This is a genomic window from Brevundimonas sp. C43, assembly GCF_030732185.1.
Lineage (GTDB): Bacteria > Pseudomonadota > Alphaproteobacteria > Caulobacterales > Caulobacteraceae > Brevundimonas > Brevundimonas diminuta_C.
On the sequence record NZ_CP132231.1, the window covers coordinates 2,732,935 to 2,754,863 of the forward strand.

Annotated in this window: 26 protein-coding genes; 9 read left to right on the top strand and 17 right to left on the bottom strand. The window is 66.7% G+C overall.

Features of this window, described 5'->3' with window-relative positions:
• Positions 1 to 34: 34 nt before the first annotated feature.
• The 3 genes from Q9R14_RS13725 (at position 35) to Q9R14_RS13735 (ending at position 1,971) form a co-directional block, all read left to right on the top strand.
• Entirely contained in the window at positions 35 to 565 is a 531-nt protein-coding gene (locus Q9R14_RS13725) for a CHAP domain-containing protein (RefSeq protein ID WP_017505014.1), read from the top strand.
• 49 nt (positions 566 to 614) lie between these two features.
• Complete coding sequence (locus Q9R14_RS13730; RefSeq protein WP_306002764.1) at positions 615 to 1,412, top strand: tryptophan 2,3-dioxygenase; 798 nt, start codon at positions 615 to 617, stop codon at positions 1,410 to 1,412.
• A 73-nt stretch (positions 1,413 to 1,485) separates the two neighbouring features.
• Entirely contained in the window at positions 1,486 to 1,971 is a 486-nt protein-coding gene (locus Q9R14_RS13735) for a PA2169 family four-helix-bundle protein (RefSeq protein WP_242077560.1), read from the top strand.
• A 114-nt stretch (positions 1,972 to 2,085) separates the two neighbouring features.
• Here Q9R14_RS13735 and rplS read toward each other — a convergent pair whose 3' ends face one another.
• From rplS to Q9R14_RS13750, 3 genes are read right to left on the bottom strand one after another with little or no spacing between them, the layout of a single operon-like run.
• Entirely contained in the window at positions 2,086 to 2,508 is a 423-nt protein-coding gene (gene rplS, locus Q9R14_RS13740) for a 50S ribosomal protein L19 (protein WP_017505017.1), read from the bottom strand.
• Position 2,509: 1 nt separating this feature from the next.
• Complete coding sequence (gene trmD, locus Q9R14_RS13745) at positions 2,510 to 3,235, bottom strand: tRNA (guanosine(37)-N1)-methyltransferase TrmD (protein WP_017505018.1); 726 nt, start codon at positions 3,233 to 3,235, stop codon at positions 2,510 to 2,512.
• A gap of 44 nt (positions 3,236 to 3,279) precedes the next feature.
• Positions 3,280 to 5,115: a DUF885 domain-containing protein gene (locus Q9R14_RS13750; protein WP_306002765.1), complete on the bottom strand. Its 1,836-nt coding sequence runs from the start codon at positions 5,113 to 5,115 to the stop codon at positions 3,280 to 3,282.
• A gap of 190 nt (positions 5,116 to 5,305) precedes the next feature.
• Here Q9R14_RS13750 and Q9R14_RS13755 point away from each other — a divergent pair, with 190 nt between their 5' ends.
• On the top strand, positions 5,306 to 5,443 hold the full coding sequence (locus Q9R14_RS13755; RefSeq protein ID WP_017505021.1) for an entericidin A/B family lipoprotein: 138 nt from the start codon (positions 5,306 to 5,308) through the stop codon (positions 5,441 to 5,443).
• 106 nt (positions 5,444 to 5,549) lie between these two features.
• Positions 5,550 to 5,942 (top strand): YidB family protein, encoded by a 393-nt coding sequence (locus Q9R14_RS13760; RefSeq protein ID WP_039247128.1) that lies wholly within the window; start codon positions 5,550 to 5,552, stop codon positions 5,940 to 5,942.
• A 4-nt stretch (positions 5,943 to 5,946) separates the two neighbouring features.
• On the opposite strand, the gene Q9R14_RS13765 is transcribed toward Q9R14_RS13760, so the two are convergent.
• From Q9R14_RS13765 to trxA, 7 genes are all read right to left on the bottom strand, one after another.
• The gene (locus Q9R14_RS13765) at positions 5,947 to 7,713 is read right to left on the bottom strand and encodes a permease (protein ID WP_306002766.1); all 1,767 of its coding nucleotides are present in this window, start codon (positions 7,711 to 7,713) and stop codon (positions 5,947 to 5,949) included.
• Between the two features lie 43 nt (positions 7,714 to 7,756).
• Positions 7,757 to 9,295, bottom strand: coding sequence for a response regulator (locus tag Q9R14_RS13770; protein ID WP_306002767.1), 1,539 nt, complete (start codon positions 9,293 to 9,295; stop codon positions 7,757 to 7,759).
• Between the two features lie 25 nt (positions 9,296 to 9,320).
• On the bottom strand, positions 9,321 to 10,982 hold the full coding sequence (locus Q9R14_RS13775) for a YifB family Mg chelatase-like AAA ATPase (protein WP_306002768.1): 1,662 nt from the start codon (positions 10,980 to 10,982) through the stop codon (positions 9,321 to 9,323).
• 60 nt (positions 10,983 to 11,042) lie between these two features.
• Positions 11,043 to 11,999, bottom strand: a complete 957-nt coding sequence (gene gshB / locus Q9R14_RS13780) for a glutathione synthase (protein ID WP_306002769.1) — start codon at positions 11,997 to 11,999, stop codon at positions 11,043 to 11,045.
• Positions 12,000 to 12,089: 90 nt separating this feature from the next.
• Positions 12,090 to 12,284 (bottom strand): Trm112 family protein, encoded by a 195-nt coding sequence (locus Q9R14_RS13785; RefSeq protein WP_242077553.1) that lies wholly within the window; start codon positions 12,282 to 12,284, stop codon positions 12,090 to 12,092.
• 25 nt (positions 12,285 to 12,309) lie between these two features.
• A complete protein-coding gene (locus tag Q9R14_RS13790) occupies positions 12,310 to 12,966 on the bottom strand; it encodes an LON peptidase substrate-binding domain-containing protein (protein WP_026108391.1) in 657 nt (218 codons plus the stop codon).
• A gap of 54 nt (positions 12,967 to 13,020) precedes the next feature.
• Positions 13,021 to 13,926 carry a thioredoxin gene (trxA, locus tag Q9R14_RS13795; RefSeq protein WP_306002770.1) on the bottom strand — a complete coding sequence of 302 codons (906 nt, stop codon included), beginning with the start codon at positions 13,924 to 13,926 and terminating at the stop codon, positions 13,021 to 13,023.
• A gap of 349 nt (positions 13,927 to 14,275) precedes the next feature.
• On the opposite strand from trxA, the gene Q9R14_RS13800 reads away from it, so the two are divergent.
• A complete protein-coding gene (locus tag Q9R14_RS13800; protein ID WP_306002771.1) occupies positions 14,276 to 14,773 on the top strand; it encodes a hypothetical protein in 498 nt (165 codons plus the stop codon).
• A 15-nt stretch (positions 14,774 to 14,788) separates the two neighbouring features.
• Here Q9R14_RS13800 and Q9R14_RS13805 read toward each other — a convergent pair whose 3' ends face one another.
• Entirely contained in the window at positions 14,789 to 15,304 is a 516-nt protein-coding gene (locus Q9R14_RS13805) for a prolyl-tRNA synthetase associated domain-containing protein (protein WP_306002772.1), read from the bottom strand.
• Between the two features lie 37 nt (positions 15,305 to 15,341).
• On the opposite strand from Q9R14_RS13805, the gene Q9R14_RS13810 reads away from it, so the two are divergent.
• The 3 genes from Q9R14_RS13810 (at position 15,342) to Q9R14_RS13820 (ending at position 17,610) form a co-directional block, all read left to right on the top strand.
• The gene (locus tag Q9R14_RS13810) at positions 15,342 to 16,109 is read left to right on the top strand and encodes a DUF6065 family protein (RefSeq protein WP_306002773.1); all 768 of its coding nucleotides are present in this window, start codon (positions 15,342 to 15,344) and stop codon (positions 16,107 to 16,109) included.
• A 67-nt stretch (positions 16,110 to 16,176) separates the two neighbouring features.
• Entirely contained in the window at positions 16,177 to 16,743 is a 567-nt protein-coding gene (locus tag Q9R14_RS13815; protein ID WP_306002774.1) for a cupin domain-containing protein, read from the top strand.
• 24 nt (positions 16,744 to 16,767) lie between these two features.
• Positions 16,768 to 17,610 carry a helix-turn-helix domain-containing protein gene (locus tag Q9R14_RS13820; protein WP_306002775.1) on the top strand — a complete coding sequence of 281 codons (843 nt, stop codon included), beginning with the start codon at positions 16,768 to 16,770 and terminating at the stop codon, positions 17,608 to 17,610.
• A gap of 1 nt (position 17,611) precedes the next feature.
• On the opposite strand, the gene Q9R14_RS13825 is transcribed toward Q9R14_RS13820, so the two are convergent.
• The 6 genes from Q9R14_RS13825 to Q9R14_RS13850 all read right to left on the bottom strand — a co-directional run bounded on the left by Q9R14_RS13825 (position 17,612) and on the right by Q9R14_RS13850 (position 21,929).
• Positions 17,612 to 18,184, bottom strand: a complete 573-nt coding sequence (locus Q9R14_RS13825) for a hypothetical protein (RefSeq protein ID WP_039246594.1) — start codon at positions 18,182 to 18,184, stop codon at positions 17,612 to 17,614.
• 225 nt (positions 18,185 to 18,409) lie between these two features.
• Entirely contained in the window at positions 18,410 to 19,042 is a 633-nt protein-coding gene (locus tag Q9R14_RS13830) for a LysE family translocator (RefSeq protein WP_265150746.1), read from the bottom strand.
• A 93-nt stretch (positions 19,043 to 19,135) separates the two neighbouring features.
• Positions 19,136 to 19,738 carry a hypothetical protein gene (locus tag Q9R14_RS13835; RefSeq protein WP_306002776.1) on the bottom strand — a complete coding sequence of 201 codons (603 nt, stop codon included), beginning with the start codon at positions 19,736 to 19,738 and terminating at the stop codon, positions 19,136 to 19,138.
• A gap of 80 nt (positions 19,739 to 19,818) precedes the next feature.
• Positions 19,819 to 20,274 carry a translation initiation factor IF-2 gene (locus Q9R14_RS13840; RefSeq protein ID WP_306002777.1) on the bottom strand — a complete coding sequence of 152 codons (456 nt, stop codon included), beginning with the start codon at positions 20,272 to 20,274 and terminating at the stop codon, positions 19,819 to 19,821.
• Between the two features lie 79 nt (positions 20,275 to 20,353).
• Positions 20,354 to 21,127 (bottom strand): metallophosphoesterase, encoded by a 774-nt coding sequence (locus Q9R14_RS13845; protein ID WP_306002778.1) that lies wholly within the window; start codon positions 21,125 to 21,127, stop codon positions 20,354 to 20,356.
• Between the two features lie 13 nt (positions 21,128 to 21,140).
• The gene (locus Q9R14_RS13850) at positions 21,141 to 21,929 is read right to left on the bottom strand and encodes a nucleotidyltransferase family protein (protein WP_039246573.1); all 789 of its coding nucleotides are present in this window, start codon (positions 21,927 to 21,929) and stop codon (positions 21,141 to 21,143) included.

The following is a 21,929-nucleotide window of genomic DNA, read 5'->3' on the forward strand; positions in this document are numbered from 1 at the left end:
GGCACCTCCAAAGGCGGGTCGGGATACCCCAAGCATGCTGAAACGGCTCAAAGCCGCCGCGGTTGCGGCGACCCTCGGTTTTTTTGCGCTGGGCGCCGTTCCCTCCACCGCAAAGGCTGATGAGCCTTACTGGCAGTGCGTGACCTTCGCGCGCATGTTCTCCGGCATCAACATCTTCGGCGACGCCTGGACCTGGTGGCGCCAAGCCGCCGCCAACTTCCGCACCGGCAAGGCCCCGGAAACCGGCTCGGTTCTGGTCTTCCGCCCCGAGGGCCGCATGAGCCGGGGCCACGTCGCCGTCGTCTCCGACATCCTGACCGACCGGGTGGTTCGCGTGACCCACGCCAACTGGGGCGGCAGCCGCGGCAAGGTTGAAGAGAACGTCACCGTCGTCGACGTCTCGCCCTCCAACGACTGGTCGCAGGTCAAGGTTTGGTACAACCCGATCAACGATCTAGGCACGACGGTCTATCCGACCTACGGCTTCATCTACAAAGGCGCCCGCGACGCCTTCGACGCCGGCCGTCAGATCGCCGCCAACGTCTCGGCCCAAGGCCAGCATTAAGGGCCGGCGCCAAGCTTGCACCGCCCGCCATCGCGGGCGATAGGCGGGCATGACCCAATCCAGCGACATCACTTACGCCGGCTATCTGGCGTTGGACGACCTGCTTTCGACCCAGCATCCGCTGTCGGACCAGCACGACGAAATGCTGTTCGTCGTCATCCATCAGACCAAGGAACTGTGGCTCAAGCAGATCCTGCATGAGACGGCTCTGGCCCAGTCGATGGTGCGCGCCGGCGACCTCGTTCCGGCCTACAAGAGCCTTGCGCGCGTCAGCCGTATCCAGGCGGTGATGACCCACAGCTGGGACATTCTGTCGACGATGACGCCGTCGGACTATCTACGGTTCCGGGGGTCGTTGGGGTCATCTTCCGGCTTTCAGAGCGACCAGTTCCGACGCTTCGAGGCCATGCTGGGCCTGAAGGACGCCAGCTTCCTGAAGTTCCACGAGGACCGCCCCGAGGCCCTGACCGCGCTGCAGGCCGCCATCGCCGCGCCCAGCCTTTACGATGATGCCCTGGCTCAACTGGCCAAGGCCGGTCTGCCGGTGCCCGGCGAGGTGCTGAGCCGCGACGTGACCCAGCCCTATCAGCCGTCAGAAGCCGTCGAGGCGGCCTGGCTGGAGGTCTATCGCGACACGGAGCGGTGGTGGGTCCTGTATCAGCTGGCCGAGAAGCTGGTCGATCTGGACGACGCCCTGCTGACCTGGCGGCACAAGCATGTCGTCACGGTCGAACGCATCATCGGTCGGCGTCGCGGCACGGGCGGAACAGAAGGCGCGGCCTATCTGGCCTCGACCCTGACCAAGCGCTGCTTCCCCGAGCTGTGGTCGCTTCGCACCAAACTTTGATGTCGCAGGCGGCAACCTTCGCCGCGCCGGGCCATTTCGCCGTTTGACCGCAACAGCGGAAGGAATGGACGAGATGAGCAACCCCAACGCCCACGACATCAAGGTTCTGAACGGCCTGATCGAAACGACGCTGGACAGCGCGGACGGCTATCGCGAAGCCGCCGAACAGACGCAAGACCCGCACTACCGCACCCTGTTCGAGCGCCGCAGCAGTGAACGCCAGCAGGTTGTCGACGACCTCTCGGCCGCCGTGCGGGGCCTGGGCGGCGATCCCGAATCCGATGGATCGATCCTGGCCAAGGCGCACCGCGCGTTTCTGGATGTGAAACACGCCCTGCTGCGCAACGACGATTCCGTTGTCGGCTCGATCAACTCGGGCGAAGGATTCATCGCCGGCAAATATGAAAAGGCGCTGGAAGATACCGGCATTTCCGCCACGACGCGCGAGACGATCCGGCGGGCCTATGCGGCGGTGAAAACCGAGCATGAGCAGATGGAAGCCCTGAAACACAGCCTTGAAGGCCAGCGCGACGCGGCCAACCCCTTGTTCCCGCAGTAATCCCGGACCGACGGAATAGAAAAAGGCCCCGGCGTCACCGCCGGGGCCTTCGTCATTTGATCGTCTAGCCCACGCTCAAGCAGCGCGAAGCGCGTTAGCGCACCACAAAGTGGCCTAGGCTTCTTCGGTCTTGGCGGCCGAACCGGTTTCCGGAACGACGACGCCCTTGGCGGGACGAACCGTCTGGCGCTCGGCGATACGGGCCGACTTGCCGCGACGATCGCGCAGGTAATAGAGCTTGGCGCGACGCACGACGCCGCGGCGCTTCACTTCGATCGACTCGATGTTCGGCGACAGGATGGGGAAGCGGCGCTCGACGCCTTCACCGAACGAGATCTTGCGGACCGTGAAGGTTTCGCTGATGCCGCCGCCGTCACGGGCGATGCAGACGCCTTCGAAGGCCTGAACGCGCTCGCGCTCGCCTTCCTTGATCTTCACATTGACGCGCAGGGTGTCGCCGGGCTGGAATTCCGGGATTTTGCGTTCGCCCAGGACGCGGGCTTTTTCTTCGGCGTCCAGCTGTTGAACGATGTTCATGTCATTTCTCCTCGGGCTTTGCGCCCTTTAGCTGTGAGTTGGCGAGATGCGCCTGCCAGAGGTCCGGCCGCCGCTCCCGCGTAGTCGTCGCCCGCTGCGCCTCGCGCCATCCCGCGATCTTCTTGTGATCGCCCGACAGCAGCACCTCGGGTATCTCAAGCCCCTCGAACGTCCGCGGTCGCGTGTACTGCGGATGTTCCAAGAGCCCATCCTCGAAGCTTTCGGACGACAGGCTGTCGCCTGAGCCGAGCACGCCGGGGATCAGTCTTACGCACGCCTCGATCGCGACCATCGCCGCCGCCTCGCCGCCGGCGAGAACCGCGTCTCCGACCGAGACCTCCTCGAACCCGCGTGCGTCCAGCACCCGCTGATCCACCCCCTCGAAACGACCGCACAGCACGACGATCCCGTCGGCCTTGGCCCATTCCTTGACGCGCGCCTGGGTCAGGGGCCGACCCCTGGCGCTCATGTACAAAAGCGGCCGCTTGGGTCCCGGCAGGCTATCCACCGCCCGGGCCACAACGTCCGCCTTCAGCACAGCTCCCGGGCCGCCACCCGCAGGGGTGTCGTCCAGGAAGCCGCGCGTATCTGTGGAAAAGGCGCGAATGTCAACCGTTTCGAGGCTCCACAAGCCCTTCTCGCGCCAGGCCGTACCGATCAGAGACACCCCGAGCGGGCCCGGAAAGGCCTCGGGAAACATGGTCAGGACGGTGGCGGTGAACGGCATGGCGCGCGCCCTTTACCTCTCCGTGACCGGAAATGCGAGCCGAGTCAGGTCGTCGGCGCCCCGCCGCCCGCCGCGATCCAGCCGTCCACCTGATCCTCCAGCACGTCCAGCGGCACTGAGCCGGAGCCCAGCACGACCGCGTGGAAGTCCTTGATGTCGAACCGGTCGCCCAAGGCCGTCCGGGCCCGGTCGCGCAGTTCCTCGATCTTCAGCTCGCCGATCTTGTAGCTGGTCGCCTGGCCGGGATTGGTGATGTAGCGCTCGACTTCCTTTTCGATGTCGCGCTCGGACAGCAGGGAGTTCTGGCGGAAATAGTCCATCGCCTGTTCGCGGCTCCAGCGTTTGGCGTGCAGGCCGGTGTCGGTCACCAGACGCACCGCGCGCCACAGCTCGGTCGAGAGCCGGCCGAAGTCGGAATAGGGGTCCTGATAGAAGCCCATCTCCTTGCCTAGCTGCTCGGCGTACAGCCCCCAGCCTTCCGCATAGGCGCCATAGCCGCCGAACCGGCGGAAGCGCGGCAGGCCCTCGATCTCCTGCGCATAGGCGATCTGGAAGTGGTGGCCCGGCGCGCCCTCGTGATAGCTGATGCCCTCGATCTGGGGCTTCAGCACCTGGGTCATGTCCGACAGATTGACGTAGTAGATGCCCGGTCGCGACCCGTCCGGCGCAGGCGAGTTGTAGAAGGCGATCGAGGCCGTCGCCTCGCGGAACGGCTCCACCGCCCGCACCTCCAGCGCCGCCTTGGGCAGGGTCGAGAACCACTGCGGCGCCGCCGCCATGACCTGGGCGATGAAGCCGCGCGCGTCGGTCAGATACTGCTCCTTGCCCTCCGGCGTGTTCGGATACTGGAACCGCGGATCGGTCTTCAGGAAGACGAAAAAGTCCTGGAGCGAGCCGGTGAAGCCGACCTGGGTCTTGATGGTCTCCATCTCGGCCTGAATGCGGGCGACCTCGGCCAGACCGATCTGATGGATCTGGTCGGCGGTCAGGTCGGTGGTGGTCGAGAGCTGGAGCCGGGCGTTGTAATAGGCCTCGCCCCGCGGCAGGCGCCACACGCCCGCGTCGCTGTCAGCCTTGGGCTGCACCTCGGCCAAGGCCGTCAGCACGGTCTCGAACCCGGCCCTGTAGGGTCCGGTCAGAGCCGCGCGGCCTTCCGACAACAGCCGGCCCTTCGTCGCCTGATCCGTCTCCAGCGCCGCAACCTTCTTGTTGAAGTCGGCCCAGACCGGATTGTCCGTGCCCTCGTCGAACGGTGCCCCGGTGATGACGTTGCGGGTGTTGGCGATGGACGGCGCGAAGACGAAGCGCGGCGAGACGACGCCCGCCGCCGCGCGCTGTCGCAGTTCCTCGGCCACCTGATCCATCTGCGTCTCGGCGGCCTTGATCCGCGCGACATAGGCCTCGGCGTCGGCGACGCTGGAGACCCGGTGGTTGTTGATCAGAAAGACCGGCAGGCTGGTGGTCGGATTGCCGTTGGCGGCGAACTGAAAGCCCCAGTCGCGCCACTGGTTCGACAGCCGCGCCTGCTGGACGCCGTACTCGAACATTCGCCACGACAGCGCTGCCTGCGGCCCCAGCTTCTGCGGATCGAACTGGGCCTTCATCTGCGCCAGCTGCGCCTCCTGAAGCGCCAGAGCCCGGTCGGCGGCGGCGTCCGACACGTCGTCCAGCTTGTCGTAGTCGGTCTTGATCCCCAGAGACGTCATCTGCTGCGGGCTCAGCGCGATCCGCGCCTGGAAGGCCTGTTCAAAGAAGGCGTTCAGCCGCGCGTCCTCGCTTTCGGCCGCGGCTGTCTGTGCGGGGGCGGCGGTCTGCGCCAGCGCGGGCGCGGCGGACAGCACCGCCATCATGGCGGCGGACGAGATCAGAAGACGACGCATGAACAACCCCTCGTGAAACAGGGGGGCACCTTCGGGGTCGCGTGCGCGCGGCGCAAGCGCTCAGTGCCCCCGGCGTTGCGGCGATCGGACACGCCGACAGCAAAATTTTCGATACGGCGTCGCTTGATGCAACCCAAGTTCAGGGTCGGCGTTTCGACGAAACTTGACCATACCAACGAGGGTTCAAACCATGCGCAAGATCATCACCCTGTCCATCGTCGCCGCCGCTCTGGCCGTGTCGGCCTGCAACACCATCGCCGGCGCCGGCCGCGACGTCTCGGCCGCCGGTTCGGCCGTCACGCAAGGCGCCAACGAAGCCAAGAACTAAGGCTTTCTCAAAAGCCGAAGTCGAAAAGGCCCGCCGGATCCCGGCGGGCCTTTCTCGTATCCGTCGCATGACGGTGTTACGATGCGCCATCATTCAGGAGACGGCGATGGGCTTTCTGGACAATGTGGTGAAGGGTCTCGGCGACGACGCCGCAGGCGGTCTGAGCGATCTGCTCAAGGGTCAGGGCGGCGTCGGCGGATTGGCCGAAAAGTTCGGTCAGGCGGGCCTGGGCGATGTGATCGGCTCCTGGGTCGGCACAGGGCCGAACGCCAATATCTCGCCCGAGCAGATCACGGCCGTCCTCGGCCACGGCCCCATCGCCGACATCGCCGCCAAGATGGGCGTGACCCCCGAACAGGCCGGCGAAACCCTGGCCGGTCTTCTGCCCGAAGCCATCGATCGCCTGACCCCCGGCGGTCAGATCGACGGCGCCGACGACCTGCTTGGCAAACTGCCGGGTGGCCTGGGCGACATGATCGGCGGTTTCCTGAAGCGCTGAAGCCTCAGGACGGCTGACCTTCGGTCGCCGCGATCGCAGCCTCTTCTTCCATCGCGACCTTCTGGCGCGCCTGAAGCGCGGTCTGCTTGGAAGCCACGATGAAGGCCAGGACGATGGCGAAAACGCCGATGATCGTCGAATAGAGGAAGAAGACGACGTAGCCCGCGCCTAGCGCCGCCGGCGTCACGCCGCTGGTTGCCGCTCCCGCCGCCAACGACCCTTCGGGCAATCGCGCGAAAAGCGGCCGCAGACCGGCGAACGGACCTGTCCCCTCCGCGGCCCGCGCCGACGCCTCGACGATCCGGCCAGACTGCGATGCAATCAGCTTGCCGGGGAGCGCATAGAGCGAACTGAACAGGGCGTATTGCGTCGCGGTGAAGCCAATCGACGTCAGGCTGGACATATAGGCGATCAGGGCGGTCCCTGCGTATCCGGTGGCGACATTGTCCACCCCGATGGCCACCGTCAGGGCCGGGATGCTGGGGCCCTGGGTCGCCAGCCAGGCGAAGACCAGGTTCGACACCGGGCTCATGAAGGCGCCGATCACCATGGTGCGGATCAGGCCCAGCTTTGCCACCGACCAACCGCCCACGAAGACGCCCAGGGTGGTCATGACCACGCCAAACACCTTTCGCACCTCGGCCAGTTCCGTCTTGGAGAACCCAAGATCCAGATAGAAGGGGTTCATGATGTTCAGCACGAAATCCGCCAGGCGATAGACGCAGATCAGCGCCAGGATCAGCGTGGCGACCCCCGCGAACCGCTTGTAGAAATCCACCACGGGTTCGCCGAACGACCCTGCCAGATAGGCTCCAGGTCGGGTCTTCACGCCGGGCACGGGCCAACACGCCAGCACCATCACCGCCAGGCCAAGGAAGACCAGACCGACCTGCAGATAGACGCCTTCGGGCTTGGCCGAGAGGGCCGCCGCCACAGCCGCCTTGCCATCCGCGCCCAGGCCGAACAATCCAAACAGCGCATTCAGCGGGCCCGACTGGCCGGTCAGGCCCGACCCCAGCACCATCGCCGCCACGCCGATGACGGCCAGGCGCACGATCCACTCGATCACCTCGAACCCAGGGCGAGACGGCACGTCACCGACGGGGATGGCGCGGATGGAATGAGCCTTTTCCCGCGGGGCGAACAGAACGCCGGCGACGCCGAAGCCCATCAGAGCGGCCATCACGGCATAGGACAGGTTCCAGTTATAAAGATCAGCCAGGACCAGCGGCACGGCGCCCGCGACGATCATGGCGACCCGGTAGCCCATCTGATAAGCGGCGGCCATTGCGCCGTGGCGGCTGTCGTCGGCCGCCTCGATCCGCCAGGCGTCGATGACGATGTCCTGCGTCGCCCCGAAGAAGCCGACCAGGGCGGCGAATCCAGCCACTGCGATCAGGGCGTTGGCGGGGTTCAGGGTCGAGATCGACCACAGGCCGAACACGATCACGGCCTGCGTCACCAGCATCCAGGCGCGGCGGTGACCCAACAGACGGGTCAGTCCGGGCACGGACGTCCGGTCGATCAGCGGCGCCCAGACGAACTTCAGCGAATAGGACAGGGTGGCCAGGGCGAAGAAGCCGATCACTTCCAGCGTCTGGCCGCTCTCGCGAAGCCAGGCGGACAGGGTGTCGAAGATCAGCAGGTTCGGCAGGCCCGCCGAAAAGCCCAGCAGCAGCATAATGAAGACGCGCCGCTCGCCATAGACGGCGAGGCCGCCGAAACGGCCGGCGGGCTTGCCGTTGACGGGGGGGTGGGCTTGTTCGGTCATGCACGGCTCCGGCGCGGCGGCCGGAAACGCGGGCGCCTGTAACTCAGCCGACCTTGGCGCGGATGTCGCGCTTCGTCCAGCGGGCGAGCGCGGCGCGCAGGGCCTCGGCGTCCAGCGGCTTGACGATATGATCGTCCATGCCGGCTTCCAGACAGGCGCGGCGGTCCTCGGCGAAGGCATTGGCGGTCAGGGCGAGGATCGGCGTCGTGTCGCCCGCCGCGCGGATGGCGCGGGCGGCGGCGGGGCCGTCCATGCCGGGCATCCGCATATCCATGAAGACAACGTCGTAGCGCGCGCGTTTCAGCGCCGCGACGGCTTCGTCGCCGGTGGCGGCCGTCTCGACGGTGCAGCCCTCGCGGCGCAACAGGGTGCGGGCCAGAAGCGCGCCGACGGGATTGTCCTCGGCCAGCAAGACGCGGATGCCGGCGAACTGCACGGGGGCGACGCGGTCGTCTTCGATCGGCGCGGCTGAGTGGGCGCTGGCCTTGTCGGGCGTCTCGGCGCCGACGGCGGCCAGGACGCGCTCGGCCAGGGACGCGCGACGCAAGGGCTTGATCAAATAACCGTGGAAGCCGACGGCGCGGTAGCGGGCGATCAGATCGCGCTCGGCCGGTTTCAGCAGGATAATGCCGCGACCGCTCGAAGGCAGGGCCGCCAGAGCGCCCGCCGGGGCGTCGGCGTGATCGACCAGGGTCACCGGCGCCGTATCCGCCACGACGCCGCCCGAGGCCTCGATCTGCGCGCGAGCCGCCGACAGGACGAAGGGATCGACGGCGCGCACCGCGACCGTTTGGCCGCGCAATGGTTTGTCGCGCGCCACCGCGACGGCGGCGAAGGCGGCCTCGAAGCGGAAGCGGGCGCCCCCGCCGGTTGCGGTGCCGTCGGGCCGGCTTTCGACCTTCACCGAGCCGTCCATGGCGGCGGCCAGTTTACGCACGACCGCCAGACCCAGGCCGGCACCATCCTGACGGACCGCGTCGGAACTGTCTGCGTGGCCGAATTCCTCGAAGATCCGTGTACGCGCCTCGGGCGCGACGCCGGGGCCGGTGTCGTCGACCAGGAAGGCCAGACGCGGGCGCGCCGCGCTGCCGCCGACGCGCTCGACCGAAATGCGCACGCCGCCGGTTTCGGTGAACTTCACGGCGTTGCCCGCCAAGTTGAAAAGCACCTGACGCAGCCGGCCTTCGTCCGCCAGCACGTCGGGCGCGTCAGCGGCGACCGACCAGACGATCTCCAACCCCTTGTCGTGGGCGCGCGGGCTCAGCAACTCGGCGACGCCGCGCACCAGGCCTTCCAGATCGACGGGGGCCAGGTCGAACTCCAGCGCCCCGGCCTCCAGCCGCGCATAGTCCAGCAGGTCGTTGACCAGGCCAAGCAGATGTTCGGCCGACTGACGCGCGTTCTCAGCATAGGCGCGCTGGGCGCCGTCCAGCCGGGTCCGCTGCAACAGGTTGATCATGCCGATGACGCCGTTCAGCGGCGTGCGCATCTCGTGGCTCATAAGCCGCAGGAACTGCTGGGCGGGGTCGGCGGGTGCGCTCGTCCGCTCCTCGATCCGCTTTGTCGCCGTCCGTCGCGTCATGGCCGTCTCCCCAACAGGACAGAGCCTAAAGGCCGACGGTTAAGGATGTCTCCACCATGCCGCGGGCGCGTCGCGCGTGCAGGAAGGGCGTCTGCTCGTCGTCGCCCTCGCGCAGGCCGAAGCCTTCATGGCGCTGCGCCACGCGGCGGTCGAAGTCCGCCTCGGCCCCGATGGTGGTGCGGCGATAGATCAGGGCCTCGGCGATGTGGCGACGCAAAACGCCGGTGCTGCCATCCAGATCGGCGATGGTGCGCGCCAGGCGCAGGGTGCGGGTCCAGCCGCGCGCCGTCAGACCGCCGGCCTCGCCCGCCCGCATCAGCAGCATCCGGCCCGCGTCGTCCGGCGTGGCGAACCGATCCAGCGTGCCGCCGGAGGCGCGCGCGTTCAGGCCTTGGGCGGCGTCCAGCCCCGCCTCGCGCACCCGGTCCTCCTGCATGGCGCGGGCGGTCGCGACGCGCGCCCGCGCCTCGGCCGTGCCTTCGGCGGGCGGGGGCAGGGCCATGTCGGCGGCGGTGACCGGCGGCGTCTCGACCGTCAGGTCGATGCGGTCGAACATCGGACCCGAGACGCGGTTCTGATAGTCGCGCTGACAACGCGGCGCCTTGCCGCACGCCCCGCGTCCGGCGCCGCCCATGCCGCAGCGGCACGGGTTCATCGCCGCAACAAGCTGGAACCGCGCTGGATAGCGGATGTGGGCGTTGGCGCGGGCGACGACGATCTCGCCCGTCTCCAGCGGCGCCCGCAGCGAGTCCAGAGCCTGGGCGCTGTATTCCGGCAGTTCATCGAGGAACAGCACGCCGTTGTGCGCCAGCGACGCCTCGCCGGGCTTGGCGCGCAGGCCCCCGCCGGTCAGGGCCGCCATCGAGGCGGAATGGTGCGGGCTGCGGAACGGGCGATCGCGGGTCAGGGCGCCGCGTTCGATCAGGCCGGCGACCGACCAGACCATCGAGGTTTCCAGTAACTCCTGCGAGGTCAGGGGCGGCAAGAGGCCGGGCAGCCGCTGCGCCATCATTGACTTTCCCGACCCCGGCGGGCCGATGAACAGCAGGTTGTGGCCGCCGGCCGCCGCGATCTCCAGCGCGCGCTTGGCGCTTTCCTGACCCTTGACCTCGCGCAGGTCGGGCACGGCCTTGCCGTCCGCCAGCGGTCCGGGCTCGGGCGTGCGTAGAACTTGGGTTCCCTTGAAATGGTTGATCAGGCTGATCAGCGAGCGCGGCGCGAGGATGCGGGCGCCGCCGGCCCAAGCGGCCTCCGGGCCCGTCGCCTCGGGGCAGATCAGACCCAGGCCCATGGCGTCGGCGGCGACGGCGGCGGGCAGGGCGCCACCGACCCGCGCGATCTGGCCGTCCAGCCCCAGCTCGCCGATGGCGGCCCAGCCGTCGAGCGCATCGGGCGCGATCACGCCCATGGCCGCCATCAGCGCCAGGGCGATGGGCAGGTCGAAATGGCTGCCCTCCTTGGGCAGGTCGGCCGGCGCCAGGTTGGCGATGATCCGCTTGGCGGGCAGTGCCAAACCGATGCCGGCGAAGGCCCCGCGCACCCGCTCCTTGCTTTCGGCCACCGCCTTGTCCGGCAGGCCCACGATGTTGAAGATGGTCGGCCCATCATTGCCGATCAACTGGACCTCGACGTCCACACGTCGGGCTTCCACCCCGTCAAAGGCGACCGTGACAACCCGTGCGACCATGTCGTTCTCCCGCCTGAATGAAAGAACGAACCATGAACTCAAATCTAATTCAAGTGGCGATCACGCAACCTGTGCGGCGCGTTTGGCCTCGATGGCGTCCCACATCAGGGCCGTGGCGTCGATGCCGGTGAAGGCCTTCAACTGCTGGGCGCCGGTGGGGGAGGTCACGTTGATCTCGGTCAGATAGTCGCCGATCACATCGATGCCGACGAAGATCAGGGCGCGTTCCCTCAGCGTCGGGCCGATGGCGGCGCAGATTTCCAGGTCGCGCGGCGTCAGCTCGACCGGCATGGCCGTGCCGCCGACGTGCAGGTTCGAGCGCACCGCGCCTGCCGCCGGCACGCGGTTGATGGCGCCGACCGGCTCGCCGTCGATCAGCAGGATGCGCTTGTCGCCCTTGGACACGGCGGGAATGAACTTCTGGATCACCAGCGGATCGCGGCTGCCGGCGGCATGAATCTCGATCAGGGCGTCCAGGTTGGGATCGTCGGCGCGCAGCTTGATCACGCCCGAACCGCCATTGCCGTGCAGGGGTTTCAGGACCACCTCGCCGTGCTTCTTGTGGAAGGCGTCCAAGGCGACGGGGTCGGCCGAGATCAGGGTCGGCGGTTGCAGGCCGGGGAAGGCGGTGACCATCAGCTTTTCGGGGGCCGAACGCACCTGGGCCGGGTCGTTGACCACCAGGGTCCGGGGATGCACCGTCTCCAGCAGATAGGTGGCCGTCACATAGGCCATGTCGAACGGCGGATCCTGGCGCATCAGGATCACGTCCACGTCCTCGGCCAGATCCAGCTTTTCCCAATCGCCGAAGTCGACGTGGTCGCCGACCTCGCGCCGCACGGTGATCGGGCGGGCGCGGCAGTAGAGCCGGCCCTCCTCCAGCGCCAGGGTGCGGAAGTCATAGACCCACTGTTTGTGACCGCGCGCCTGGGCCGTCTCGGCCATCAGGAAGGTGGTGTCCCCGGCGATGTCGACGGCCTCGATCGGGTCCATCTGGATGGCGACTCTGAGGGTCATTTTTCTTGGGCCTATCGCGCGTTGCGCTACTTGAGGCCCGTTGGGCGCGCCGCGCTCCGGGCCAATGGATGTTCGGTGTTCTTGCGGCGGTCAGTCGAGCTGCCGCGCTTCTTCGGCCAACATGATCGGCACGCCCTCGCGGATCGGATAGGCCAGCTTGGCGCCCGTCGAGATCAACTCGTTGGCGTCGCGGTCGTAGGTCAGCTTGCCGCGCGTGACCGGGCAGACCAGCACCTCCAGCAGGCGAGGGTCGACGGAGACCGGGGTGTTGAAAGCATCACTCATGGCGGGTTCCTGAAAGCGTGGCCGCTTATTGCATGGACGGCGCGGCGTCGTCACCGCCGTCGGCGGCGTCGATGCGCATCAGGGCGGTCAGGGCCTCGGCGCGGGGCATCAGGCCCATGGCCTCCAGCAGCGCCTGTTTCTCGGCCGGTTCGAACGGCAGGGCCATCGACAGGCTGTTGACCAGGGCCTCCATCGGCGCAGTCTCGGCCGTCTCCCAATCGATATCCAGAAGCCGATGGGCCATATAGGCGCGCAGGGCGTCCAGGAAGGCGTCGCGGTCGAAGTCCGGCTCCTCGGGCGGGGAGACCAGATCGTCCTCATAGGCCTCGAACGCCGCGCGGACCTGGCGATAGGGGGTCTTGGACGGCATTTCGGCAGCGATGCGGAAACGCGACACGCCGGTCAGGGTGATCAGATAGCGCCCGTCGGAAGTCTCGGCGAAACTGGTGATCCGACCCGCGCAGCCGACCGGCGACAGGCCGGGCAGGGCCGGCGTGCCGCCCTTGGGCTGGACCAGGCCGATGATCCGGTCGCCGGCCATGGCGTCGTCCACCATGTTCAGATAGCGCGGCTCGAAGATGTTGAGCGGCAGCTGTCCGCGCGGCAGCAGGATGGTCCCGCCCAGCGGGAACACCGGGATCACCTGGGGCAGGTCGAGGGCGCGAACGTAACCCTGGGGCATCTTTTCTCCTTGGCCTATCGCCCTTCGGGCTACTTGAGGCCGGTGGCTCCGCGCTTACGAAAACAGAATGGACGACAGGCGGCGACGACCATCCTTGGATACGTCAGATGTCAGGCCCGCCGCCTCGAAGATGACCAGCAGCTGTTTGCGGGCCGCCTGATCGTTCCACTCGCGGTCGGCCTGGATGATGGCCAGCAGATTGTCGACCGCGCCCCTGAATTCGCCCGCCGCGCTCTGGGCTTCGGCCAGGTCGAAACGCGCCTGATGATCGTTCGGATCGGCGGCGACCTTGGCCTCGAGTTCGGCCGAGGCGCCGGAAGGGGTTTTAGAGGCCAGGGCAAGCTGGGCGCGCACGCTCTGGACCGTGGGTTCCTTGGAGTCCTGCGGCGCCATGGCGATGGTCTGGGCCGCCTGTTCGGCGTCGCCGCCCGCCAGATAGACCCGCGCCATGCCGGCAATGGCCTTCTCGTTCTCGGGCTCGATCGACAGGACGTGGGCGAAGGCCTGGGCCGCGCCGCCGAAGTCGTTCAGGCCCAGCGATTCCTCACCCAGCTCCAGCAGTTGCGCCGTCTCGGTCGAGCCGCCCTGACCGCCGGTCAGCTTGTCGATGAAGGCCTTGATCTGACTGTCGGGAATGGCGCCCTGGAAGCCGTCGACCGGCTGGCCGTTGACGAAGGCGTAGACCGTCGGGATCGACTGCACCCGCAGCTGGCCCGCATAGGCCGGGTTGGCGTCCACATCGATCTTGACCATCTTCACCGCCCCCTTGGCGGCGCGGACGGCCTTCTCCAGCGCCGGGCCCAGCGTCCGGCACGGCCCGCACCAGGTCGCCCAGAAATCGACGATGACCGGCTGATGCTTGGACGCCTCGATCACGTCGGTCATGAAGGAGGCGTCCGTGCCTTCCTTGATCAGGTCGCCGGCGGCGTCGGGGGTCAGGGTCGGGTCGAGCAGGGTCATGGGCGAAGTCCGCGCAGAGATCGGTCAGGTTCAACGGTTCAGATGGCGTCGGGATGCGTCGGCATCAAGCCGGGAAAAAGTCGCGCCGGGATTCTCAGACGGCAGCCGTGAAAAACACCGTCTAATTCGTCTAATTCGTCTGACTTCCCCCGCCGCTCGTCTGCCTCATTGTGGATTTTGCGAGATGGGGCCTGTGCGGCAAGGTTCAAGCGGTTGGCGACGACGATGGCGTAAACGCAACGCTGCCGCGTCCCACGCGAGATTCCCGAAGTCCGCCAGGAGAGGTGCACCGTCCGCTACGACATCGCCGCTAACCTGTTTGCGAGCACGCCTGTCTTATTCAGATTGAATGCTGGACAACCAAAACGGTCCCCTCAAAGAGCCGCTGCCGCTGGCGGAGCGTACTGCCGGTCGCAGGATGCGCTTTGGTGAGGTAATGTCGAACGCCCTCGGCAATGATCGGAGGGTCTTGGCGGCCGCCTTCGCGCCAGTGGACACAAAACGCAGCCTTTCGGAAGGCATAGAAGGCGGAAGCACAGCCGTTATTCCCTTGGGCATGGTTCACGGCTTCTTGGCCTTTGTCGCGCTTTTTACGGGCGACTGGTCCAGTCTGGTCGTGCATGGGGTGCTGACAGGATTTGTGATCCTGGCCTATTATGCCATCGTCTATGGACGCACGATCTGGCCGATCTGTTTTGTCCTCGCCTGGCTTGTGGTGGAAATCACCTGCGGCCGTTGGCTGTTCGACTACAACATGGGCGGTAGCTATCTGAACATCTTTGCCCTGCCGGTTGCGATCCTTGGCGTGCGGGCGTCGTGGAGAAGGGCGCGCTTGGCGGAGGTCTGATTTCGCCCTATGGGTTCACGCGCCCATCGCCCCGAAATCCACCACGATCGGCTCCCGCCCCAGCAGCGCCAGCACCCGTCGAAACGCCGACTGATCCAGGGCGGTGGTCGCCGTATTGGTCAGGGGGTGGAAGTTGACGATGTCGGCGTCCCACAGGAGACGGTCCAGCACGAAGGTGACGCGGCGGTCGATGTCGTTGATCAGGCCCAGCGCCGTGACCGAACCGGGGCGGACTCCCAGCGTCTCCCACATCAGGTCTTCGTTTCCGAACGACAGGCGGCCTGAGCCCATCGCCCCCGCCGCGCGTTTCAGGTCGATGATCGTGTCCTGACGCGCCGAGATCAGCCACAGCCGGCCTCTGTGATCCTTCAGGAACAGGTTCTTGGTGTGGGCGCCGGGCAGGTCGGCCTTGAGGTCCAGCCCTTCCTCGACGCGAAAGACGGCCGGGTGGTCGTGGGTCGTATAAGTCACGCCGTTCGCCTTCAGCCAGACGCTCAGGGTTTCGCGGTCGAAAGCGGGTGCGTCAGTCATGGTTGAGCCGTCGGGTTTCGGGCGTTAGGAAATGGTCATGGTCGATACCGTCAACACGCGCCCGCTGGAACTGGAATGCTACCCAATGACGGCCCGGCCGCCGGACCTGGTGCCCGGTCGCCAGTCGCGCAACTGGATGGACGCCTTCATCAGCCGCCATCCCTATCGGTGCCTGCCGTTGAACATGGCCAACACGACGGGGTGGGAAATCCTGTGCCCCTTCGGCTTCTCGGCCGAGTGGAACGGCGGTCCGCGCCAGGAGGACATCGTCATCACGCCGGATCGGCCCCAGCACGATCTGGCCCATTTCGTCACCTCGCACTTCTCGCGCGGGGTGCTGACCATGCATCCGCAATACCTGTTCCGCACGCCGCCCGGCTGGGGGATGATGTGTTCGGGGTCGCCCAACCATGTGAAGGACGGCATCCAGCCCCTGGTCGGCCTGATCGAGACGGACTGGCTGCCCTTCCCCTTCACGATGAACTGGATCTTCACCCGGCCGGGGCGGATCAGCTTCGAGAAGGGCGAGCCCTTCTGCTTCATCAATCTGATTGAGCACAAGAAGGTCGAGCAGTTCCAGCCGATCATCCGCACCCTGGAATCCAACCCGGTGATGAAGGGTCAGTTCGAGGCCTGGAACCGCGCCCGCACCGACTTCAACCAGCGTCTGGCCGGCGGCGATCCGGATGCGGCCAAGGAGGCGTGGCAGCGCTATTATTTCAAGGGCGAGGTGCCGGAGGATCTGGGCACGGCGCCGGCGACCCACTCCAACAAGCGTCGGCTGAAGTCGCCACGCGTGGGATGACCGTTTCTTACCATCGCGCCTGATCCGGCGGCGCTAGGCTTTGCCTTCATCGTTTGGAGGCAGGGCCATGATCGCCACGCGTCGCATCGCTTCTATGCTGATTTTCAACCTCGGTCTCGCGCTGGCCGCGACGCCCGTACGCGCACAGAATGCTCGCGCGCAAAGTCATCGCGGTTTCGTCACGGGCGCCGATGAAGACCGGACCCAGGCGCCGACGATGCTGTTCGGCGCCAGCCGCAATACGGTCAAGGTGTCCGCGGATGACACCGAAGGCCGGCTTTCCATGTTCGAGTACGAGGGCGCGGTTCGCGGCGGACCGCCGCTGCATGTCCATGACGATCAGGACGAAATCTTCTACGTCCGCGAGGGCGACTATCTCTTCCAGCTTGGAGACGCCCTGCACCGCCTGACGGCCGGCGACACGATCTTTTTGCCGCGCGGCGTTCCGCATGCCTTTTCTCAGCTCAGTGCGGCCGGTCGTCTGGTGTTCATGTTCACGCCGGCGGGCGACATGGAGGCCTTCTTCAGGGATCAGGCCGCGATGGGGGCCGGACCGCCGACGCCGCAGGCCGCTCAGGACCTGTTCTCGCAACACGGAATGCGGATTGTCGGGCCACCCCTTCCGGTGGAATGATCGCCGCTTCTGGAGGGAGGCGGCATGACGGCTCATTTCCACTTTGCACCGCCGGGACGCGCCTTGTCAGGCCTCGTCCGGCGCCACCAGATCATCCGCCTGCGTTTCGGTACGAGCGGGGACGAGACGCTGGCCCCCATCAAACCCTATTGGCCCAGACCTGCGGCGGCGTTGGCCTTCTATATGCGCGATCCTGAAATTCTGTGGTCCGCGAGGGAGGCGAAGCCGAGGGTCAAGGCGCGCGCGGTGGTGATCGGCCAGCCGACCACGCTGACCTGGCGACAGGGGGGCGGGGACTTCAGCGTCTATCAGATCGAGTTCGAGCCGGGCGCGCTGTATCGGCTAATCGGGCTGTCACTTGACGAAATCACGGACCACGACATCGATGCGGAAGCGGTGTTTCCGCGAAGCTTCACCAGTCTGATCCGCGAGATCGAGGACACCGAAGATCCCGCCGTCATGATCGCTGCGGCAGAGTCCTATTTGGAAAGGTTATGGGACGCGCGATCAGGCGATCCGTTGGCCGTCGATCAGATCGCGAATGTGTTGCTGCGCCATCCGGGGGCGAGCCTGGATCGTCTGGCGACGCGGCAAGGGCTGGCGCCGCGTCAGGTTCGCCGGGACTTTGCGCGAAGAATGGGCGTGTCGCCCAAGCTATTCGCGAGAGTGGCGCGATTCGACGCCCTGATCCGGCAACGCAATGCACGCCCGGATCAGGACTGGCTCGAAGCGGCATTGAATGCCGGCTACTACGACGATCACCACCTGAGACGTGATTTTCGCCTGTTCACCGGGATCAGTCCCAGCGCATTCCAGCTTCTGGAGGCGCAGTCTCCCGAGCGCCGTTTCGGCTATCGGGAGACCTAGATCAAGCCGCCGGGCGGGTGACCTGCGGGCCCAGGTTCTGGATCACCTCGCGGGCGTCGAAGGCATTGGGGTCGTTGGCGGGTTTGGGGCCGCGACCCAGGACGATCTCGGCATTGGCCTCGAAGCGGTCGACCTGGCGGACGTCGAAATCATTGACGCCCCACGGGCCGTAACGGTCCCACGGGCTCCAGAAGCCGCTGCGGTAGTAGCGCCACGACGGACCCCAGTAGGGGCTGTAGAAACGGTTATAACCCGAATAGAACGGGTCGGGCGTGCCGACGAAGCGGGTGTCGCGGTCGGTGGCGCGGTTGACGGTGGCGAACCAGTCATAGCCGCTCTCGACCGTCAGTTCGGCCGAACGCAGCAGCAACGACTGCTCGACCTGTTCGCGCGAGGTCAGCGAGTTGCCCGAGAAGCTGACCCGGAAACGGTTGTTCTCCAGGCGTTGCTCGGCATAGCCGCCACGCTGGCCGTTGAAGCCTGCGGGTTGATACGGGGTGGCGGTGGCGCAGGCCGCCAGGGCCAGACCGGCGGCGACGGTCGCCGCCAGGGTCTTCAGGGGGAGGGTTTTCATGACATCAAACTCCTTGATCGCCCATTCGGGCGCTCTGACGGCTGAACGGAGCATGAACGAAGGCGTTCCCGACCACTGTATGACGAAGCGTCGCGGCGTCTAGAGCCTGATCGGCTGAGGAGGAATCGCTTCGCGATTCCGCTGATGCCGTGAATCAGGCTCCAGATTCATGCTGGAGCGAAATCTGAGCCGAGTTGGACTGCGTCCAACTCAACTGATTTCGCTCTAGAGCCTAAGGACGATCAGGATCGCGGCGACCATCAGCAAAAGGCCGACGAAGACGCCAAAGCCTTTGCGAAAGCGCGGTTGCTGCATGCGGCGCGACAAGGCGGCGCCGGACAGGGCGTAGGTGCTCATCGACACCATATCCATGCCGATGGCCGCCATGGCGAACATCGCCATCTGCGGCGCGACCGGGCGGTTCACGTCGATGAAGGGCGGCAGGACGGCGGTGAAGAACAGGATAGCCTTGGGGTTTGCGATCTGAACGGCGAACCCGTCGATCAGGGCGCTTCGGCCTTTCTTGACGACGACCTCGTCGGGATCGGCGGCGGTGGCGAAGGCGCCGCGCAGCGCCTTGATCCCCAGCCAGGCCACATAGAGCGCGCCCAGGACGGCGATGACCTTGAAGGCGGCGGGAAAGGCCTTGACCAGGGCGCCCAGACCCAGGGCCGCGGCGCCGAACCACACCAGCGTCGCGGCGTTCATGCCCAGCACGCCGATCAGGGCCGAGGCGCGGCCCTTTTCAACGCCGGTCGCGACGGCGAACAGATTGGCCGGGCCGGGTGTGATCGCCATCACCGCCATGACGCCGAGGAAGGTCGAATAGAGGTGCGGATCGACTGGCAGGGCGGGCATGCGGCGCGATGTCGCTGCTTAGTCGGGCGCGGTCAAGCGCTCCTCCACCCTCGCGCGGCTGCTCTTTTCACTGAGGGCGAGAAAACGACAGAATCAGGCGGCCGGACGGGCCGGGGGCGCCGGCGCCTCGGGCGCTTCGGGAACCTCGGCGGCCGCTTCGTCCTCGACGACGGCGTCGGCGGCCTGGTCCAGCGCGTATTGAGCGACCAGGCTGTAGGTCTCCATCTGCTCGGGCGTCGGATTGGTCCAGGCGCTGTTGCGGGCGATGCCTTCGGCGGTGACGACGCCCTTCTGCATCCCCTCTTCCATCGCCTGCTTGACCTCGGGGTCGTTCAGGGCGTCGGCGACAATGGCGTCGACGTCGATGTCCTTCAGGGCCTGGGCGGCCATTTCGGTGGCGTGTTTCGTGGTCTCGGCGGTGAAGGCGGCGACATCGGGCGCATAGTCCGACCACAGGGCGGCGATGCGACGGCCGCGTTCGGCCTCGCTCAGGCTCTCGTCTTCGGAAATCGCCTCGGCGCGTTCGCCAAAGGTCTCCATGCGCGCTTCGAAGGCGTCGGCGGCGGCTTCCATGCGGGCTTCGGCGGCTTCAGCGGAAGCCGGAGCCGGCGTGGGCGCAGGCGCGGGGGTCTGCGCCAGGGCTGAGGAGAGGGGCGCGAGCGCCAGGGCGGCGGTCAGGCTGAGCAGGCGGATCATGGGACGGCTCCCGTTGAATGACCCGCGCAAACTCCGCTCTCAGCCGCCCCGTCTCAAGTGAAATCGCGGTAAGGCTTGGCTTACTGCGGTTGGGCGGGGGCTGCTCCGGCGGGCGCAGCGGCGACAGCTTCCTCAATCTTGGCACGGATCATCGCAGGGTAGGCTTTGATCTGCTGAGCGGCCGCGCCCATCTGGTCGGCGGGCGCGCCTTGGCTGACCACGAAGGCTAGGAACTCGTCTGCAAACGTGTCGGCGTCCGCCTGATTGCGCGCCTGGATCGCGTCGAGGTCAGTCTTGGCCTTGGCCTTGTCGGCCTGAGTTGCTGCCGCCTGCATTTCTTCGGCCATGGCTTCCATACGTTCGCCGAAGGCTTCTCCCTTCGCTTCGAAGGCGGCTTCCTCGGGGCTGTCCGCTTCTTGGGCGGGCGCCGGAGCGGCCTGGGGCGCAGGGGCAGGGGCGGCGGCCTGACCGGCGGCGAAGGCAGGCGTGGTCAGGGCCAGGACGGCGACGGCCGCGGCGGAAGACAGAAGGCGCATCGGAAACTCCACGACGGGCCGCCGTGCGGCCCCGAACGAGGCTGCATCCCAGCCCCGGCCGCACCCTCCTACAGTCCGATCAGATTTCAAAGACCCGATAGGGTTTGTCGCCCAGGGTCTTCAGCACCGGCAGGGCGACATTATAGACGGGCGTGCCCCTGGTGGTGCGCCCCTCCGGTCCGCCGCGGTGGGCGTGGCCGTGCACGACCAGACGGACGTTGTCGTAGCGGTCGATGGTCTCGGCCAGGCGCGACGAGCCCAGGAAGGCGTGGATTTCGGGCGGTTCGCCCATCACCGTCTCGACCACGGGCGCATAGTGCAGCAGCACGACCGAGCGTTCGGTGCGCAGCATGCGGATCGAGTTCTCGATCAGATTGGCGTCCTCGACCGCCTCCTGCACGAAGCGTTTGATCGAAGCCTCGCCGAACGAGGAGAGCATGTAGCGGCCGAAGCCGCCGACGAACCCCTTGCCGCCCGCAAAGCCGACGCCGTCGATCTCATAGGCATCGCCGGTCAGCATCTTGACCCCGGCGTCGGTCAGCATCTTCGTGACGATCTCGGGCTGGCCGCACTCGTGCTCGTGATTGCCCAGCACGCCGACCATCGGAATCTTGCAAAGCTTGAGATCCTCAAGCAGCCGCTCGACCTCGGGCGTCTTGCCGTAGTTGGTCAGGTCGCCGCACAGGCACAGGACATCGGCGTCGTCCGACACCCGCTCGAACAGGTCGCGATAGCGATGCTCTGTGGTCTCGCCGACATGAAGGTCGCCGACGGCGGCGACGCGCAGGGTCTTGGCGGGGCCGGGCTCCAGGCCGGGTTGGGTCGTCTGGGGATCGGGGACGGCGTCGGTCATGGCGGCTTACCTTTCAGTGGCCCAGGTGGACGGGGTCGTGGCGTTCCTCCAGCCCCTTGCCGACGACATCGCCAAAGCCCCATTCGGCGACGTCGGCGACATAGTCGCGCGGGCTGAACAGGCGGCCGCGGCAGACCTTCACACGCGGCGCCGGCAGATCGATCTGGGCCGTCAATCGCTGAACCAGCTCTTCCATCAGCCAGCGCGGAATCCGGTCGCGTTCGGTCGGATAGGCGAAGCGGAAGTTCAGCAGATGCGCCGCCAGCACCTCCCAATAGAGGTCCATCTGGTCCAGCAGACTCTTCCAGTCGATGGCGTCGGACTGTTTCAGGATGACGTGGTTCACGTCGGCCCCGTCATAGCGATAGCGGTCCTGGATGAAGACCTTGGACAGGATCAGGGCCGTGGGCGGAGTGATCTGCACCTGATGGCCGTAGACGGTGATCCGGTCCTCGCTGAACCAGCTGTCGGACACGGCGATGGTGCCGTTGGACATGGCGAAGATGACGTCGAAGAAGTGTTTCTCGTCCTTCCAGACCTTGGCGATCCAGCGCTCGTCCTCGACGTCGGTCCGGTAGCCGTGCTTCTGGAAGAAGGCCAGGATGCGGGGATAGTCGCCGGGCTTGCAGAAGACGTCCAGATCCTTGGTCGGACGACGGATGCCGGTGTAGGCCGTGACCGCATAGGTGCCCGACAGCAGGAAGGGGATGCCGCTTTCCTTCAGCAGACGCAGGCTCTCTTCATAGAAGGCCAGGGCGTCCGCCGGCGGCTCGAAGGTCGGTTCGGCGATCACGTCTGACAT